Origin of the sequence: Microbacterium sp. NPDC064978 (genome assembly GCF_044543605.1) — a bacterium.
In the GTDB taxonomy this organism is placed as follows: Bacteria; Actinomycetota; Actinomycetes; order Actinomycetales; family Microbacteriaceae; genus Microbacterium; species Microbacterium meiriae.
The window spans coordinates 826,746-843,376 of record NZ_JBITWF010000001.1 but is presented as its reverse complement, the minus strand read 5'-3'; the positions used below and the strand labels follow the sequence as shown (position 1 = coordinate 843,376).

Genomic DNA, 16,631 nt, shown 5'->3' with positions numbered 1-16,631 from the left:
GCACACCATGAACCAGGACAACCCGCAGGACCGCCCGGCACCGGCGTCGGACGACGCCGTGTCGGCCGGACACACCCCCCAGACCCCTCAGACCCCCGAGGCCGCGCCGAGCGCGCCGTCTCCGGCCGCCGACGGCACCCTCACGGGCACCCCGGCCGCTTCCGCCCCGGTCGCCCCGCAGGGCCACCACATGCCGCCGACGTTCGCGTCGCACGCCGCCGGTGCCCCGACTGTGGCACCCGTGCCGCACGGGCTGGCCGCGCCCGGTCCCGCCGCGGCGGGCGTCCCCGGCGCCGCATTCGGCGTCCCGGCGCACGACACCCGGCCGCTCGACGGCACGGTGCCGCCGGCCGAGGGCACCCCGACCGCGACGAAGGAGAAGTCGCGCGGCGGCACCCGCGTCGCGGCGTTCATCGTCGCAGCCGCCCTCGTCGGCGGCGTCGCCGGCTTCGGCGGAGGCGCGCTGCTCACCGGGCTGCAGGACTCCCCGTCCTCCGGCACGGCGCAGGGACCGCAGACCGTCACGGTCAACAACCCCGGCTCGGTCAACGAGACCACCGCGGTCGCGACCGAGGCGCTTCCCTCCGTCGTCACCATCGAGGTGGCCGGGTCGCAGGAGGCCGGCAGCGGCTCGGGCGTCATCATCAGCAAGGACGGCTACGTCCTCACCAACACCCACGTCGTGACCCTCGGCGGCGCGGCGGCTGATCCGACGATCCGCGTCACGACCTCCGACGGCCGCATCTACGAGGCGACCGTGGTCGGCACCGACCCGATCTACGACCTCGCGGTGATCAAGCTCACGGACGCCGAGGGCCTGACTCCGATCGAGTTCGCCGACTCGTCGAAGCTCAACGTCGGCGATACCGCCGTGGCGCTCGGCGCCCCGCTGGGCCTGGCCAACTCGGTCACCACCGGCATCGTGAGCGCGCTGAACCGCAGCATCCAGATCGCCTCCTCCGCGCTGCCCGACTCCTCTTCCGAGGACGCCCCGCAGGAGCAGGCACCGGAGGACGGCCAGGGCGAGGGGCCCTTCCAGTTCGATCTGCCCGGCAACAGCGGGCAGCAGGCCACCGAGTCGATCTCGATCGCCGTGATCCAGACCGACGCGGCGATCAACCACGGCAATTCCGGCGGTGCCCTCGTCAACAGCAAGGGCGAGCTGATCGGCATCAACGTCGCGATCGCGAGCTCGGGCAACTCGGAGGAGTCGGGTTCGATCGGCATCGGCTTCGCCATCCCGTCCAACATCGCCCAGCGCGTCGCCGATGAGATCATCGCCGATGGCGCGGCCACGCACGGCCTCCTGGGTGCCTCGGTCCGCGATGCCTCCGGCGTCGAGGGCGCGACGGTGGCCGGCGCCTACATCGCCGAGGTCACCGACGGGGGCGCCGCCGAGGCCGCCGGTCTCCAGGCCGGTGACGTCGTGACGCGTTTCAACGGCGTCCCGATCACGAGCGCGACCGACCTCACGGCGCAGGTGCGCGCAGCGGCCGCCGACAGCAAGGCCGACGTGACCTACGTCCGCGACGGCAAGGAGAGCGACATCGAGGTGACGCTCGGCACGCTCGCCGGCTGATCCCCACGTCAGAGAAGGACGCCACCTGCGCGATAGGCTCGCCGGGTGGCGTCCTTCTCTTTCGGCACCGGCAACGCGGCCAAGCTGCTCCGGATCCCGCTGTACGCCCTCGGCCGTCTCGGCACCCTTCTCGTGCCGCGCGGTCCGCGCTGGGTCTTCGGGTGCGGCGCCGGCGTCGGGGACGGCGCCCTCGCCCTGCAGCGGTACGCAGCGGAGGCGGGCCATGACACCCTGTGGCTGGCCGGGTCCCCGCGCGAAGCGGCGGACGCCGCGGCCCTCGGTCTGCGGAGCGTGCCACGGGGCGGTCTGCGCGGCTGGTGGGCGACCGCGCGCGCCGGGGTGCTGATCGTGACCCACGGCCTCGGCGACGTGAACCGCTACGGCAACGGCGGCGCGTTCGTGGTGCAGCTCTGGCACGGCATCCCGCTCAAACGCATCGGCCTCGACTCTCCCGCCACGACCCAGGTGCCGGCCGTGCCCGGTGCGCCGGTCCTGCGTCGGCTCGTCGGCTGGATGTACCGGGGTGCCGCGCAGCGCATCCGGGTGCTCCCTGCCGCCTCGCACCGCGCCAGAGCACGCCTCGAGTCCGCGTTCGGGCTGGGCGATGATCGCGTGGTGGTGACCGGGGAGCCGCGCGTCGACGTGCTGTCGAGCGGTTCGCCCGAGGAACGCCGCACCCATGCACGGGGGCTGCTCGCCGAGGCCGTGGGCGCGATCGGCGACACCGACCGGATCGTCCTCTACGCGCCGACCTGGCGCGACGGCGCTCCCGACCCGTCCGTCCCGACGGCTGAGGAATGGGTGCGGATCATCCGGGTGCTCGAATTCCACGACGCCGTCCTCCTCGTGCGCTCCCACCCCCTCGGCGACGGCAGCTACGCGCCGCCGGTGGCGACGACGCGGGTGCGGGCGCTGCCCAGCACGGTCGTCAGCGATGTGACGCCGGTGCTGCCCGCCGTCGACATCCTCATCACGGACTACTCGTCGCTCGCGTACGACGTGGGGCTCCTCGCCCTGCCGGTCGTCTTCCTCGCACCGGATGTCGCCGAGTACGCCCGCACCCGCGGCTTCTACGGCCGCTTCGAGGAGGTCGCCGCGTCCGGCGTCGCCACGGGGTGGGAAGACGCCCTCGTCCGGCTGGCGTCGCTGCTCGGCGATGCGGCCGCGTTCGACGAGGCCGCCGAGCGTTCCGCTACGCTCAGCGCGGAGATGCACGCGTTCCGTGACGGTCAGAACACTCGTCGGGTATACCGGGCGATCCGTGCGCGGGGGGTCCCCGCGCCGAAGGGAGCAGCATGACGACGGCCCGCATCGATGACACGGCACAGGCGCTGGTCATCGCAGGGACCGGGCAGCGTCCGGAGAGCGCCGAGCTCACCGGACCGCGGGCGCGGGTGAAGGCCCGCCTCACCGGTGGGGGGAAGACCTGGAAGGCGACGTTCGCGCTCCGCGCGTCGCGATGGGGCGGTCCGGAGCTGCCTCTGCCGTCCGGGGAGTACGACCTGCGGATCGACGGCGTCGATCCGGCTGAGCTGCGTCTCGCGCCGGTGCTCCTCCCGGGGGTGCGGATCGCCGTCGACGGTGCCGTCGTCCACATCGCGGCGCCCGTGGACCCCGTGTACGACACCGCCGAGGGGCGTTCCACGCTCGAGGAGCGCTACGTGGCGCAGGCAGGCGGCACCGAGAACGCCGTGTTCTTCGAGAGCTTCTACGGCCGGAGCGTCGGCTGCAACCCGCGCGCCATCGATCGGGAGCTCGCACGGCGCGCGCCGGGAGTGCGCCGGTACTGGAGCGTCGTCGACCTGTCGGTCGAGGTGCCGGACGGAGCGATCGCCGTGATCGAGGGCAGCCCGGAATGGTGGCACGCCCGTGGGGCCGCGCGCCTGCTCGTCGTGAACGACTGGCTGCGACGGCGCTTCGCGCGGAAGCCCGGGCAGAAGGTGCTGCAGACCTGGCACGGCACGCCCCTCAAGCGCCTGGCGCTGCACCGCCCCGGGTTCGATCCCCGGCGGATGGCGGCGGTGGTCAAGGAGTCCCGGCGGTGGGACGTGCTGCTCGCGCAGAACACGTACGCCGCGCGGATCCTGCGCAAGGCTTATGCGTTCTTCGGGCGGCCGATCTGGGTCGACGGCTATCCGCGCAACGATGCGCTGCGTACCGGGGACCCGGTCGCCGTCCGCGCGGCGCTCGGCATCGGGGCCGACGAGCGCGTCCTCCTCTACGCCCCGACCTGGCGCGACGACCGGGCGGAGATGGTCGACTTCGTCGATCCCGAACTCCTCGCGCGGCAGACGAACGCCGTCGTGCTGGTGCGCGGCCACTCGCGCACGCTGGGCGAGGGCAGGGATCGTGCCGGCGCCCGGGTGATCGATGTGACGGGCTACCCCGAGACGTCGCAGCTCCTGCTCGCCGCCGACGCCCTCGTCACGGACTACTCCTCCGTCATGTTCGACTTCTCGGTGACCGGCAAGCCGATGTACTTCCTCGTGCCCGACCTCGACCACTACCGCGGTCAGCTCCGCGGCTTCTACTTCGATCTGGCGGAGCGGGCGCCGGGGCCCTTGCTCGGTACGCAGGACGAACTCGTGGCCGCGCTGGAGGATGCGGGGCACCGGGAGAGGTACGCCGAGCGCTATGCCGCCTGGCAGCGGCAGTTCAACACCCTCGACGACGGTCGGGCCGCGCAGCGGGTGGTCGACCGGATCCTCGACCTCGGATTCGTCACGCCGTAGTCGTCGGACGTCAGGGCAGGGGGGTGTTCCGCGTGCCGAGCCGGGACGCGTCCACCGTGTCGCCGGCTCCGCGCAGCACGCCGCCGAGGAAGCCGAGACCCCACGAGAGGTGCATCGTGGGCAGCACGAGGAGCGTCCACAGGCGTTGCCGCACGCCGCCCCCGCCGGGAGCGAGGGCCACGCCGACCACGAGCAGCACGTAGAGCGCGAGCGGGACGTAGACCAGGAACGAGGCGATGAGGGAGGCGGTTCCCGACACCGCACCGGAGAGCTGCAAGGCCCCGAGGACCACGGCGAGTGCGACGAACAGCAGCAGGACCGGCGGCGCGAAGTAACGAAGACCGTTGCGACGACCGAAGCGCCGCACCAGCTCTCCTCGCCAGGCGCCGGTCGCGCGGAACTGCCTGGCCAGGCGCAGCCAGCTCTCGCGGGGCCAGTAGGTCACCGACAGCTCGGGGTCGAACCACACGCGGTGCCCGGCCTGGCGGATGCGCAGGTTCAGCTCCCAGTCCTCGCCGCGGCGGATCGTCTCGTCGAACAGACCGACCTCGTCGAGGACGTCCCGACGGATCACGCCGAGGTAGGCGGACTCCGCCTCTCCTTCCACGCGTCCGCCGTGATACGCCCCGCCGCCGAGGCCGACGGGGGAGTTGTACAGCCGGGCGACGGCCTTCTGGAAGGGCGTCCGGCCCTCGGCGTGCATGACGCCGCCGACGTTGGCGGCCCCCGTGCGCTGCAGGGTCTGCAGGGCCCTGGCCGCGTAGCCGGGAGCGAGCTCGGAGTGGGCATCGACCCGGATGACCGTGGGGTAGCGGCTGGCCCGGATCGCGGCGTTGAGGCCGACCGGGATGTGCACGGCCGGGTTGTCGACGAGACGGATCCGGTCGTCGGCCGCGGCCAGTCGGCGGGCGAGGGCGGTGGTGCCGTCCGATGATGGTCCCAGCGCGAGGATGAGCTCGGCGGGGACGCCGACCTCCTGGGCGAGCACCGATGCGACGGCGTGCTCCAGGTAGGCGCGTTCGTTGAGCACCGGCATCACGAAGGACACCCCGGTGACGGGGGTGGGGGATCCGTTGGCTGGCACACGTCGATCATGTCACGCCGCTCCTGCCGCTCTCTCTCAGGCGGCGTCCGCCTGTCCGCCGCCGCGGATGCCGGGACAGGACGAACTATCCTGGAGGGATGGGTGCACTGTCTGACGCGAAGAAGGCCTACCGTCTCCTGCAGCGGGCGCTCGCTTCGCGCTCGGCGGTGCAGCGCGTCCGCCGCCGGCTGGCGGATCAGGTGCCGTACCCGGCCGAGCACTTCCAGGTCGCGGTGTACTTCGCGGACGGCGCCGTGAACATGTACCAGATGCGGCAGTGGTACCGCCCGCTGGCCGCGCTCGCCGAGCGGTGGCCCGTCGTGGTGCTGGCACGCCAGGCGACCGGCGCGGAGAAGCTCCTCGAGGAGGACGCCCCGCCCGTCGCCTTCGTGCCGAAGGTGCGCGATCTCGAGCGCTTCCTGGCCACGCAGGACATCCGCGTGGTGCTGTACGTGAACCAGAACACCCGCAACTTCCAGATGTTCCGGTACGGCCGCCGGTGGCACGTGTTCATCAACCACGGCGAGTCCGACAAGATGTACATGACCACGAATCAGTACAAGGCCTACGACTACGCCTTCGTCGCCGGTCAGGCGGCGAGGGACCGGCTGTCGCGGACGCTGTGGGACTACGACGTGGAGAGCCGGACGATCGAGATCGGACGCCCCCAGGCGGACCACTACTCCGGCTCGCTCCCGTACACACCGGACGACCGTCTCGTCGTGCTGTACGCGCCGACCTGGGAGGGAGACCGGCCCAGCGCGCACTACGGCTCCATCGCCTCGCACGGCGAGCGCCTCGTGGCGCGACTCCTCGCGACGGGGGAGCACCGCGTCATCTACCGTCCGCACCCGCGAAGCGGTGTCGTCGACGAGGCCTACGGGGCGGCGCACCGGCGCATCATCGCGGCCATCGCCGCCGCGAACGCGGCCGATCCGACCGCCCAGCATGTGTTTGACGACGGTCCGGAGCTCGGATGGCAGCTCGCCGCCGCCGACGTCGCCGTCGTGGACATCTCGGCCATGGTGTACGACCGCCTCGCGGCGGGAAAGCCGCTCATGATCACGCGACCGGTCGACGAGGAGGCCGCCGTCGACACCACCGGCTACCTCTCGGACTGCGAGTGGCTGTCCGCGGAGGCGGCGGACGACATCGTCGCCGAGGTGGAGCGCGTGCGGCAGGACGAGGCGGCCGTCGCGCGGCTGCGGATGTGGGTGCGCCACTACTTCGGCGACACCACCCCCGGTGTCGCGACGCAGAAGTTCCACGCGGCCGTCGACCGTCTCATGGGCGAGTGGGAGCGGTGGCGCGACCGCGAGATCGGCGCCGTCCGCGGTGACGCGGACGATGACGACGACGAAGCCGACGACGAGGACGTATGAGCGGCGACTTCCCGCGCTCCGCCGCGCTCGCACCGCGTCTCGAGGTCGTCGACGCGGCGGGGTCGACGAACGCCGACCTCCGTGGGCATGCGGACGACGCCGACGGCTGGCCGCACCTCTCGGTCCTCCTGACCCGGCACCAGACCGCCGGACGGGGGCGACTGGATCGCCGGTGGGTGGCCCCGGCGGGGTCGGCGCTCGCGGTGAGCATCCTCCTCCGCGATCTGCCCGCCGAACCCGCGGCGCGAGGCTGGATCCCGCTCGCCGCCGGAGCGGCCATGACCGAGGCCGTCGCCGCGCAGCTGCCCGCCGCCACCGTCGCCCTCAAGTGGCCGAACGACGTCCTCGTCGACGGCCGCAAGATCTGCGGCATCCTCGCCGAGGCGACCCCGCACGCTGTCATCGTCGGCGCGGGGGTCAACACGTCCATGACCGCGACGCAGCTTCCGGTGCCCACGGCCACCTCGTTCGCGGTGCACGGCGTGGTCGTCGACGAGGACGAGCTGCTCCGCTCCTACCTCTCGGCGCTCGACGGTCACCTGACCGCGCTCACCGCGGCGGACGACGCGATCGCGAGCGGTCTCCATGCGGCGGTCGCCGCACGGTGCGCGACGGTGGGACAGGCCGTGCGGGTCTCGCTCCCCGGCGGCTCCCTGCTCGACGGCACGGCCGTCGGCATCGACGCCGAGGGACGCCTGCGCGTCGAGGCGGAGGGCACCGTGCACGCGGTCTCGGCCGGCGACGTCGTGCACGTCCGCCCCGCGTGAGGCGGGGACACGCCGCCGCACGGACGGTGTTGTCGGCGATCCCGGGCACAATGGGGGTGTGACCCAGCCCGTGACGCTCGGCGGACGCCCGCTGATGCCGCCGCCCGGCACTCCCGCCGAGGAGTTGCTGATCGCGCGCTTCCGTGGCCACGCGCGTCGGCTCTTCTGGTCGGCGCTCGTGCTCATCGCCGTCTTCGGGGCCACCGCCTACTTCTACGGCAACCTGCCGGCCGGCTTCGAGGACTGGATGCTGCTCGCGGCTGCCGGGACCGTCGTCCTCGTCGCCGTCGTGATCCCCTTCATCGTCTGGTACTCCCGGACGACGACGATCACGACCCGTCGCGTCATCGCCGCCCAGGGCCTGGGCGCGCGCAACCGCCGCGAGATGTCGCACGCACGCGGTTACACGATCGGCGTCCGTCGCGGCCCGCTGCAGCGGATGTGGGGCTGCGGGACCATCACGCTCTCGAACGGCGTGGACGCGCCTCTGCGTCTGGTGAACGTGCCGAACGTCACCCTCGTGCACGAGACCCTCGCCGACCAGATCGAGGTCGGTCAGATCCTGGCCCACCGCGACGCCCAGGCGAGCGGCGACGACTTCGCCTGAGCTCGGCCGACGTGCCCGGTCCGTCCGGGGCGTACCTGCGTTCCCCGGGCGCTCGCGCGTGCGGAAGAATGGGCATGACGAATGGAGGCGGCACATGGCGCTGCGCGTGGGCGTGATCGGCGGAGGACAGCTGGCACGGATGATGATCGCTCCGGCGGTCGAGCTCGGTCTCGATCTGCGGGTGCTCGCCGAAGAGGAGGGTATGGCCGCGGGCCTCGCCGCCACAGCGGTGGGTGACTACCGGGACCTCGAGACCGTGCGTGCCTTCGCCGCCGACGTCGACGTCATCACGTTCGACCACGAGCATGTGCCGCAGGACGTGCTCCGCGCTCTCGTCGCCGAGGGCGTCGCCGTGCACCCCGGCCCGGATGCGCTCCAGTTCGCCCAGGACAAGCTCGTCATGCGCTCCCGGCTGGCGGAGCTCGGCGTGCCGCAGCCCGAGTGGGCTCCGGTCCGCTCCGCTGACGACCTGCAGCGCTTCCTCGACGAGCACGACGGTGCCGCGGTGGTCAAGACGCCGCGGGGCGGGTACGACGGCAAGGGTGTGCGGGTGGTGCGCTCGGGCGCCGAAGCGCAGGACTGGCTCGATGCGCTGCAGGGCTCCGACGCCCTGCTCGTCGAGGAGCTCGTCCCCTTCGTCCGTGAGCTCGCCCAGCAGGTCGCACGCCGACCCGGGGGAGAGATGATCTCGTATCCGGTCGTCGAGACGGTGCAGCGCGACGGCGTCTGCGCCGAGGTGATCGCCCCGGCGCCCGCGGCGACCGAGCGTCTCGCCGAGGTCGCTGAGGACATCGGCCGTCGTATCGCGGAGGGCCTGGGCGTGACCGGGATGCTCGCGGTCGAGCTCTTCGAGACGGACGACGAGCGCATCCTCGTGAACGAGCTCGCCATGCGACCGCACAACAGCGGACATTGGAGCCAGGACGGAGCCGTCACCGGACAGTTCGAGCAGCATCTGCGTGCCGTGGCGGATCTGCCCCTGGGGAACACCCAGCCCCGCGCGGCATGGTCGGTCATGGTGAACATCCTCGGCGGCCCGACGGACGGCACTCTCGGAGACCGTTTCGAGGCGGCGATGACCGCGCACCCCGATGCCAAGATCCACACGTACGGCAAGGCGCCGCGGCCCGGCCGCAAGGTGGGGCACGTGAACGTCGTCGGGGACGACCTCGACGACGCGGTGTACGAGGCCAGGGCCGCCGCAGCGGCCTTCGCCTGAGGATTCCCGCGGCGGCACACGGAAAAGACGTGTGCCGCTCGGGGGTTCTCCCAGCGCGAGACCGTAGCCTGATCTGGTGACCGAGCCACTGCACTCCTCCGCCGCTCCTCTGGTCGGCGTCGTCATGGGATCCGACTCCGACTGGCGCGTCATGAGCGACGCGTCCCAAGCGCTCACCGACTTCGGGATCCCTCACGAGGTCGAGGTGGTCTCGGCCCACCGTACGCCGGACAAGCTCATGTCGTACGCGCGTGAGGCGCGGTCTCGTGGCCTGCGCGTCATCATCGCGGGCGCCGGCGGTGCCGCCCACCTGCCCGGCATGCTCGCATCGATGACGGCGCTCCCGGTCGTCGGCGTCCCCGTGCCGCTCGCGTACCTGGACGGCATGGACTCCCTGCTGTCGATCGTGCAGATGCCCGCGGGTATCCCGGTCGCGACGGTGTCGATCGGCGGCGCGCGCAACGCCGGCCTGCTCGCGGCCCGGATCCTCGCTGCCGCGGACGACGATCTGGCGGACCGCGTCGAGGCCTACGCCGCCGACCTCGAGGCGCAGGTCGAGGAGAAGAACGATCGGCTGAGGGGCTCGCTGTGACCCTTGCGCCCCCGCGCGCGACACGACGTCCGCTCATCGAGACGCGGCCGCTGCGACACCCGGACCCGGCCGATCCGGGCCTCATGTCGAAGCGCGCCTGGTGGCTCGTCGGGCTCAACCTCCTCGTCCCCGGCTCCGCGCAGGTGCTCGCGGGCAATCGCCGCCTGGGCAGGTTCGGACTCGGCGTCACGCTGACGACGTGGGTCCTGGCCGTCGTCGCCCTCGCCCTCGCCCTGTTCGCGCGCCCCGTCTTCCTCTGGCTCACGATCGGCGGCGGCTTCGTCTCGGCGGTACTGCTCACCCTCGTGCAGGTGCTGCTCGTGGGTGTCGTGGTGCTCTGGATCGTCCTCACCTTCGACACGCTCCGGCTCGTCCGTCTGGTCAAGGTCCCCGCGCCGTCGCGCTTCGTCCTCCCGGTCGTCGCCCTCCTCCTGTTGGGGCTGGTCGGCGGCATGACCGGGTACGCGGCCACGGCGGTGGGCTCGGTGCGGGGCAGCGTCGGGGCCATCTTCGGGCAGAGTGGGCCGAGCCTGCCGCCCAGCGACGGCTACTACAACATCCTGCTGCTCGGCGCGGACAGTGGAGACGGTCGCGACTCGATGCGGTTCGACAGCATCTCCGTCGTCTCCGTCAATGCCGAGACCGGCGCGGTCACCATCACCGGCATCCCCCGTGAGCTCCCGCATGCGCCGTTCAGCGACGGCAGCCCGATGCAGGAGCTGTATCCCGACGGCTTCCAGGGACAGGGCTCGTCCACCTGCGGCTGGAACGGCTGGATGAACCATGTGCGCAACGCCGCGGAGGTGTGCCGGGAGGACAAGGGGACCGGGCTCTATCCGGACGCGGACGCCACAGGCTCGGCACCGGGCATCGAGGCGACCAAGGACGCCGCGGAGGGCGTGCTCGGCATCGAGATCCCGTACTACGTGTTCGTCGACATGCACGGCTTCGCCGACCTCGTGGACGCCCTCGGCGGCGTGGACATCACCGTCACCGAGCGCCTCCCCAAGGGCGGTCCGCCTGAGGGGTGGTCCGGGACCGACGTGAACGAGTGGGCGATCGGGTGGATCGAGCCCGGGCAGCAGCACATGGATGGCGACACCGCGCAGTGGTACGCCCGCTCGCGGTACACGACCAGCGACTGGGACCGCATGAAGCGGCAGCGCGAGCTGCAGGAGGCGATCCTCGCCCAGTTCACGCCGCAGACCGTGCTCACGCGTTTCAACGAGGTGGCTGCCGCGGGCACGGCGCTCATCGACACGGATCTTCCGCAGGGCAAGCTGCCGGAGTTCTTCGATCTCATGCTCAAGGCCAAGGAGCAGCCGGTCCAGACGGTCGAACTGACGCCGGAGAACGGTGTCGACGAGTTCGACCCGAACTACGACTTCATCCACGAGCTCATGCAGCAGAAACTGCATCCGCCGACGGAGACCCCTACCCCCGCCCCGTGAGTCCGCGGGGGACGACGCAGCCCACGGGCGATGTTCCCGGGAACATCGCCCGTGGGCCGTCCGGTGCATGACCGGATTCGCCAGACGACGGTGATCGGAGGGGGAGGGATCACCGTCGTCCAGCCGGCCACCGCACAAGGCGGCGACCTGGCTCAGGCGCGCGTGCCGCGCGCGACTCAGGCGCGCTTGCGGCGCGCGGCTCCGACGGCGACGAGGCCACCACCGGCGACCAGAGCGACGGCGGCGCCGCCGACGATCCACGGCGACACCGATCCGCCGGTGAGGGCGAGCTCCGTGCCGCCCGTGAGCGGCAGCTCGGTCCCGGCGGGAGCAGCGGTGCCGGGGTCGTGGTCGCAGCTGGAAGCGGCGGCGTTCCCGTGCGAGACCGTCACCGTGGCGGTGTATGCCCGAGAACCGGCGAAGTCGAGGGCGTAGGCCCCCTGCCCGTCGGAGGGCGGGCGGAACGTGACCCTCAGGCTGCCGTCGGACGCGGCGGTGTTGCCCGAGATGGCGGCGGCGCCGGCGTTCTGCCCCGAGACGGACACTCCGACGGTCTCCGAGGGCTCGAAGTACCCGGCGCCGAAGGCGACGGTCGAGACCTCACAGGTGTCGATGATCGCGTCGCCCACCTTCGCGCCCGGAGGCGAGGGGTAGGAGTCGCTCGGTGCCGCAGAGGCGACGGTCGGCGCGGCCAAGATGAGCGCGCCAGCGGTAAGGCTGATGGCAGCCAGTTTCTTCAGCATGATTTCTCCCCAGAATTTCACGCGGAATCGCCTCCGGACACACCCCTGCGTCCGACTGCGCGAGATCCTCTGCCCCCACGGCAGGTTAACGGACCCCGGTTATTCCCCAGTGAGATGACAGTACCTCATCCGTCGGCGATTGTCACGAGCCGCACTGCAGGGTGTCGCGGGTCAGCTTCGGACCCACGATCAGCGGGGTGTGCTCCACCTCGGTGAGGCGTGCTCCGGCGCCGTCGCCCTGGAACTCCACGGTGATCGTCGTGGAGGCGCCGGGGGCGAGGAGCACCTCGTGCTGCACGACGGAGCGATCGCCGATGGTCGTCGTCTGCACGCCCTCTTCCGAGCCGTCCCGGTCGATGTGCGACGGCAGGGCGCCTTCCGGACCGTAGACGGCGATCAGAGTGCGCACGCTGCCGGCAGGCACGCCGTACACGCCGTCGCCGGTGACGTACGAGGGCAGGGAGGTGGCGGCGTCGGCGGGGGCCGTGTTCGACCACGTGACGCGCACCTGGGTCGTCGGCACCCCTGCGCAGGTGCCCACCGCCGTCACGATGGACGCGCGGGTGTAATAGTCCATCTTCCCGCCGGTGCCGTCGTTCATCAGGACGCCGACCACCGCGGCGTCCTCGTCATCCTGCGGCATGGCGCCGCCGAGCGCGCTGGCGGCGAGGAGCGACTCCTCCGCCTCATGCGCGCTCCAGATCCGGATGCGGCCTTCGCCGGCGGCGTCGGCGAGCGCGCGGACGAGGGCCTGCGGCTCGGCATGGGACAGAGCAGCCGAGAACAGTCCGCCGGCGGCCTGAGCGAAGATCGCGTCCTGAGCCGCGGGATCGGGGATCGCTGCGTAGATCTCGGAGAGGAGCAGGTCGGTCACGGTCTCCGCGGTCGCCGTGAACGGCCCGAAGGACAGGTCTCCGGTGGCCCGCATGAGGTGCGCGGCCACCACGGCGTCCACCGCGATCACCCCGTCGACCTTTCCCCCGTACCGCCCTTCCCACCGGGCGGCGATGGTCTGCCCGGCCTCCCGGAAATCGGGGATGCTGGTGATGTTCTGCAGATAGCGGCCGGGGCGGTCCTCGAAGAGCGCGACGGTGCTGTCGCTGAGCGGGAGCGCCGTGTCCAGCGGGGGGAAGTCGCGCGTCGACGCCTGCCGCTGCAGCGTGACCTTGCCGTTCTCCGCGCGCAGGAGCGCGATCGATCCGATGATGCCGCCCGATGACCGCAGCTCGGCGTTGTTCTGCATCGCGAGCACGTAGGTGCGCGGGCCCTCACCGCCGAGCATGGTCGGCAGCAGAACCGAGGCGCCGTGCAGCGCCCCGACCGCTGTCGCGGCCTGGGTGACGGCCCCGCGCATCTCCCGGACGGCGTCGGCCAGAGGGGGGAGGGTGGCGTCGGCATCGATGCGCCGCGCCCGCTCCTCCGCGGCAGCCAAGGCCGAGCTCGCGGTGCCGAGTGGCTTCTCGACGGTCGCGAAGGGGGCGAGGTCGATCGCCCCGCCCGAGAAGCCGAGGCTCGTGATGTCGACGTCGGCGGCGACGTCGAGCAGCGGACCGAGCGCGTCCGTGGAGACGTCGTCGGCGATCTCGGCGACATCGCTCACCGCGCGGAAGTTGGGCCCGATCCAGGGCAGCACCCCGAAGGCCTGCCAGACCGGGTCCCCGGTCAGCGACCGGGCCGACTCCGCGTTGCGGGAGATGCGGTCGGCGATCGGGGCTGCCCCGTCGAGATCTCCGTCGGCGATGGACTGCTTGAGCTGACTGGTCGCCTTCGCGATCTGCTGCAGGTTGTCGACCGCGCCGATGCCGCGCACCGTGACCCAGCCCAGTGCGAGGACGAGGAGCACGAGGACGAGGCCGACGGTCCACCCGACCCATCGGCGGCGGACGGGAAGGCGACCATCGCTCACCCTGGCATTCAAGCACGGCGAAGCTGCCGGGCGCGCTCCCGATGCTGTGGGAACGCTGAGTAGCGGTGCGGACAGGTGATGCGCTCCTGGGGTCGTCGGCATCCCGCGGCTAGCCTGATCGCATGGGTGCTCGACTGCGTGTTGTTCTGGATCAGCTCGTGCACGTCGTCGACCCCGATCAGGCGGCGGCATCGCGAGATCTCGCCGCCGGGCTCGTCCAGACGGCGCCGCCGAACTGCACGGTCGATGCGATCGTGCCCTCGGGGGCAGAGGTGCCGCTCCGCGGGATCGGAGAAGTGCGCACGCTCGCGGTCGGACGGCGCGAGCTCGCCGCGTCCTGGCAACTCGGTATCGCCCCTGGCGTCGGCGGCGGCCTCATCCACGCGCCGACGCTGCTCGCCCCACTGGTCCGCCACGACCGGGTGCACGACAACGACCAGACCACCGTCACGCTGTGGGACCTGCGGGCCTGGGAGGCGCCGTCTCAGCTGTCGCGCGGCGCCGTCGCCTGGCAACGAGGCATGCTCCGACGTGCCGTGAAACACGCAGATGCCGTGGTCGTTCCGTCCCACTCCATGGCGGAGCGCCTGTCCGGTCTCGCGAAGCTCGGTGACCGCATCCGCGTCATCGCCGGCGCGCCACCTCAGGACCTCCTGCGTCCCGCGGACGTCGCCTCGCGTCGGGACGACCTCGGTGTCCCCGCGGACTACCTCGTCCTCTCCGGGCCGGAGGACGCGCTGGCCGCCGGTTTCCGCGGCGCCGTCGCGGCGAACCTCGACGCCGTGGTGATCGGAGCGGCCGAGGGGGCGGAACCGCGAATCGCCGAGATCGCCGCCGCCGCCGGGCTGCCCGAGCGGCGCGCGCACATCCGGGGGACGCTCGAGGTCTCGGATCGCGCCGCCGTCGTCGCCGGGGCGCGCGTCTTCGTGTCGACCGATGCCGTCTCCGGATGGCCGTGGCGTGCCCTGGAGGCGATGTCGCTCGGCGTCCCCGTGGTCGCCGTGGAGTCCGGGTGTCATCACGACGTCCTCGCCGACGGGGGAGCGGTGGTCAGCGAGAGTGCTCTGCCGGAGGCCGTGGAGGACGCGGCGACGACAGGGAGGGAGCGCCTGCGCGTGCTCGCCGCCGACCGGTCCCGGGCCTTCTCCTGGGCGAGTGCGGCGGAGCGCGTATGGAGTCTGCACGCAGACCTCTGAACACCTGAACGCCAGCTTCGCATCGGCGCGACACGCCGAGAGCTGATCGCATTTCCGTGGCAACAGTGGCATCATCCCGCAACTTCCGTCACACTGGTCACATGTCTCGACGTGCCCCACGCTCTCGAAACACCACGAAGGTCACCCGCCTTCTCACCTGTTTCCTCGCTGCCTCCGCCCTGGTGATCGGCACGGTGGTCCCCGCCACCGCCGCCTCCGCCGCGACCTCCGTCGCACCGACCGTCGCGCGTACCGCCGCCGATCCCGCGCAGACCGGGCTGGCCAAGACCACTCTGGTCGGGTTCACGCCGGGCAACATCATCAGCGACGCCGTGTTCACCAACAAGAGCACGATGACCGAAGCGCAGATCCAGACCTTCTTCAACAGCAAGGTCTCCCGCTGCCTCGGCGGACGGGACGAGAACAACGAGCCGATCGTCTGTCTCAAGGACTTCCGCATGAACACGGTCACCCGTCCGGGGGACCAGTACTGCAGCGGATACTCCGGTGCTGCGAACGAGTCCGCTGCGCGCATCATCTATCGCGTGGCCCAGGCCTGCAACATCAACCCGCAGGTGCTCATCGTCATGCTCCAGAAGGAGCAGGGGCTCGTGACCCACACCTGGCCGAGCGCCTGGCGGTACCGGATCGCGCTCGGGCAGGGCTGCCCGGACACCGCGCCGTGCGACCCGAACTACATCGGCTTCTTCCACCAGATCTACGGTGCCGCGCGCCAGATGCAGATCTACATGGAGGGCAAGTGGTTCCAGTGGTACGCGCCGGGGCGCACCTGGAACATCCTCTACAACCCCAACAGCTCCTGCGGATCCTCGCCGGTCTACGTCGCGAACAAGGCGACGTCCGCGCTGTACTACTACACGCCGTACCAGCCGAACGCCGCAGCGCTGCGGGCCGGCTACGGAAAGGGTGACGGGTGCTCCGCGTACGGCAACCGGAACTTCTACAACTACTTCACGGACTGGTTCGGCTCGACCCAGAAGCCGGTGGTGGACCCGCTCGGCGACATCCGTCGCCTGCACACCTCGCTCGGCGGGGCGACCGGCGTTCTCGGCGCCGCGAAGACGACTCCGGCCTGTACGGCAACGACCGCGCGGTGCACCGTGACGTACGTCAACGGCATCATCACCTGGACGAAGGCGCTCGGCGCGCGACAGGTCTACGGTGAGGTGTATAAGGAGTACACGGCTCAGGGCGGTCTCGGGGGAAAGCTCGGATACCCGAAGACCACGCCCACGGCTGTCACGGACCCGAACGGCAACGGGACCGCGCAGCAGTTCGACGCCGGGTGGGTTCATTCGTCGGTGGCGGGGACGTTCGCGTCGTCGAATACGATCATGACCGCGTACAGCAAG

The 16,631-nt window shown here is 71.6% G+C and carries 14 protein-coding genes; 11 read left to right on the top strand and 3 right to left on the bottom strand.

The features are described from left to right. The first annotated feature begins 7 nt into the window (after positions 1-7). The 3 genes from ACIGJI_RS04335 to ACIGJI_RS04325 are packed head-to-tail and all read left to right on the top strand — an operon-like array spanning position 8 to position 4,311. The gene (locus ACIGJI_RS04335) at positions 8-1,579 is read left to right on the top strand and encodes a S1C family serine protease (RefSeq protein WP_259953155.1); all 1,572 of its coding nucleotides are present in this window, start codon (positions 8-10) and stop codon (positions 1,577-1,579) included. A 45-nt stretch (positions 1,580-1,624) separates the two neighbouring features. Further along, positions 1,625-2,878, top strand: coding sequence for a CDP-glycerol glycerophosphotransferase family protein (locus tag ACIGJI_RS04330; RefSeq protein ID WP_363445871.1), 1,254 nt, complete (start codon positions 1,625-1,627; stop codon positions 2,876-2,878). Next, complete coding sequence (locus ACIGJI_RS04325) at positions 2,875-4,311, top strand: CDP-glycerol glycerophosphotransferase family protein (protein ID WP_363445873.1); 1,437 nt, start codon at positions 2,875-2,877, stop codon at positions 4,309-4,311. The genes ACIGJI_RS04330 and ACIGJI_RS04325 overlap by 4 nt, the downstream gene beginning before the upstream one ends. Before the next feature lie 10 nt (positions 4,312-4,321). Here ACIGJI_RS04325 and ACIGJI_RS04320 read toward each other — a convergent pair whose 3' ends face one another. Next, the gene (locus tag ACIGJI_RS04320; protein WP_363445985.1) at positions 4,322-5,347 is read right to left on the bottom strand and encodes a glycosyltransferase; all 1,026 of its coding nucleotides are present in this window, start codon (positions 5,345-5,347) and stop codon (positions 4,322-4,324) included. Between the two features lie 146 nt (positions 5,348-5,493). Between ACIGJI_RS04320 and ACIGJI_RS04315 the strand changes: the two genes are divergently transcribed. The 6 genes from ACIGJI_RS04315 to ACIGJI_RS04290 all read left to right on the top strand — a co-directional run bounded on the left by ACIGJI_RS04315 (position 5,494) and on the right by ACIGJI_RS04290 (position 11,413). Further along, on the top strand, positions 5,494-6,777 hold the full coding sequence (locus ACIGJI_RS04315) for a CDP-glycerol glycerophosphotransferase family protein (protein ID WP_363445875.1): 1,284 nt from the start codon (positions 5,494-5,496) through the stop codon (positions 6,775-6,777). Continuing rightward, entirely contained in the window at positions 6,774-7,544 is a 771-nt protein-coding gene (locus ACIGJI_RS04310) for a biotin--[acetyl-CoA-carboxylase] ligase (protein ID WP_363445877.1), read from the top strand. Before ACIGJI_RS04315 ends, ACIGJI_RS04310 begins: the two co-directional genes overlap by 4 nt. 94 nt (positions 7,545-7,638) lie before the next feature. Continuing rightward, positions 7,639-8,151, top strand: a complete 513-nt coding sequence (locus ACIGJI_RS04305; RefSeq protein WP_259953269.1) for a PH domain-containing protein — start codon at positions 7,639-7,641, stop codon at positions 8,149-8,151. Positions 8,152-8,245: 94 nt separating this feature from the next. Beyond that, entirely contained in the window at positions 8,246-9,370 is a 1,125-nt protein-coding gene (locus tag ACIGJI_RS04300; protein ID WP_363445879.1) for a 5-(carboxyamino)imidazole ribonucleotide synthase, read from the top strand. Between the two features lie 124 nt (positions 9,371-9,494). Further along, the gene (gene purE / locus ACIGJI_RS04295; RefSeq protein WP_366244542.1) at positions 9,495-9,962 is read left to right on the top strand and encodes a 5-(carboxyamino)imidazole ribonucleotide mutase; all 468 of its coding nucleotides are present in this window, start codon (positions 9,495-9,497) and stop codon (positions 9,960-9,962) included. After that, complete coding sequence (locus ACIGJI_RS04290; protein WP_363445881.1) at positions 9,959-11,413, top strand: LCP family protein; 1,455 nt, start codon at positions 9,959-9,961, stop codon at positions 11,411-11,413. The genes purE and ACIGJI_RS04290 overlap by 4 nt, the downstream gene beginning before the upstream one ends. Before the next feature lie 176 nt (positions 11,414-11,589). Here ACIGJI_RS04290 and ACIGJI_RS04285 read toward each other — a convergent pair whose 3' ends face one another. Together ACIGJI_RS04285 and ACIGJI_RS04280 are read right to left on the bottom strand one after the other, a co-directional pair. Next, positions 11,590-12,156, bottom strand: a complete 567-nt coding sequence (locus ACIGJI_RS04285; protein ID WP_187663685.1) for a hypothetical protein — start codon at positions 12,154-12,156, stop codon at positions 11,590-11,592. 142 nt (positions 12,157-12,298) lie between these two features. Next, the gene (locus ACIGJI_RS04280) at positions 12,299-14,062 is read right to left on the bottom strand and encodes a DUF4012 domain-containing protein (protein WP_363445884.1); all 1,764 of its coding nucleotides are present in this window, start codon (positions 14,060-14,062) and stop codon (positions 12,299-12,301) included. 122 nt (positions 14,063-14,184) lie between these two features. Here ACIGJI_RS04280 and ACIGJI_RS04275 point away from each other — a divergent pair, with 122 nt between their 5' ends. Both ACIGJI_RS04275 and ACIGJI_RS04270 read left to right on the top strand, forming a co-directional pair. Further along, positions 14,185-15,258: a glycosyltransferase gene (locus tag ACIGJI_RS04275; RefSeq protein WP_363445886.1), complete on the top strand. Its 1,074-nt coding sequence runs from the start codon at positions 14,185-14,187 to the stop codon at positions 15,256-15,258. A 101-nt stretch (positions 15,259-15,359) separates the two neighbouring features. Continuing rightward, a partial coding sequence (locus ACIGJI_RS04270) for an LGFP repeat-containing protein (protein ID WP_396667010.1) occupies positions 15,360-16,631 on the top strand: 1,272 nt, incomplete at its 3' end.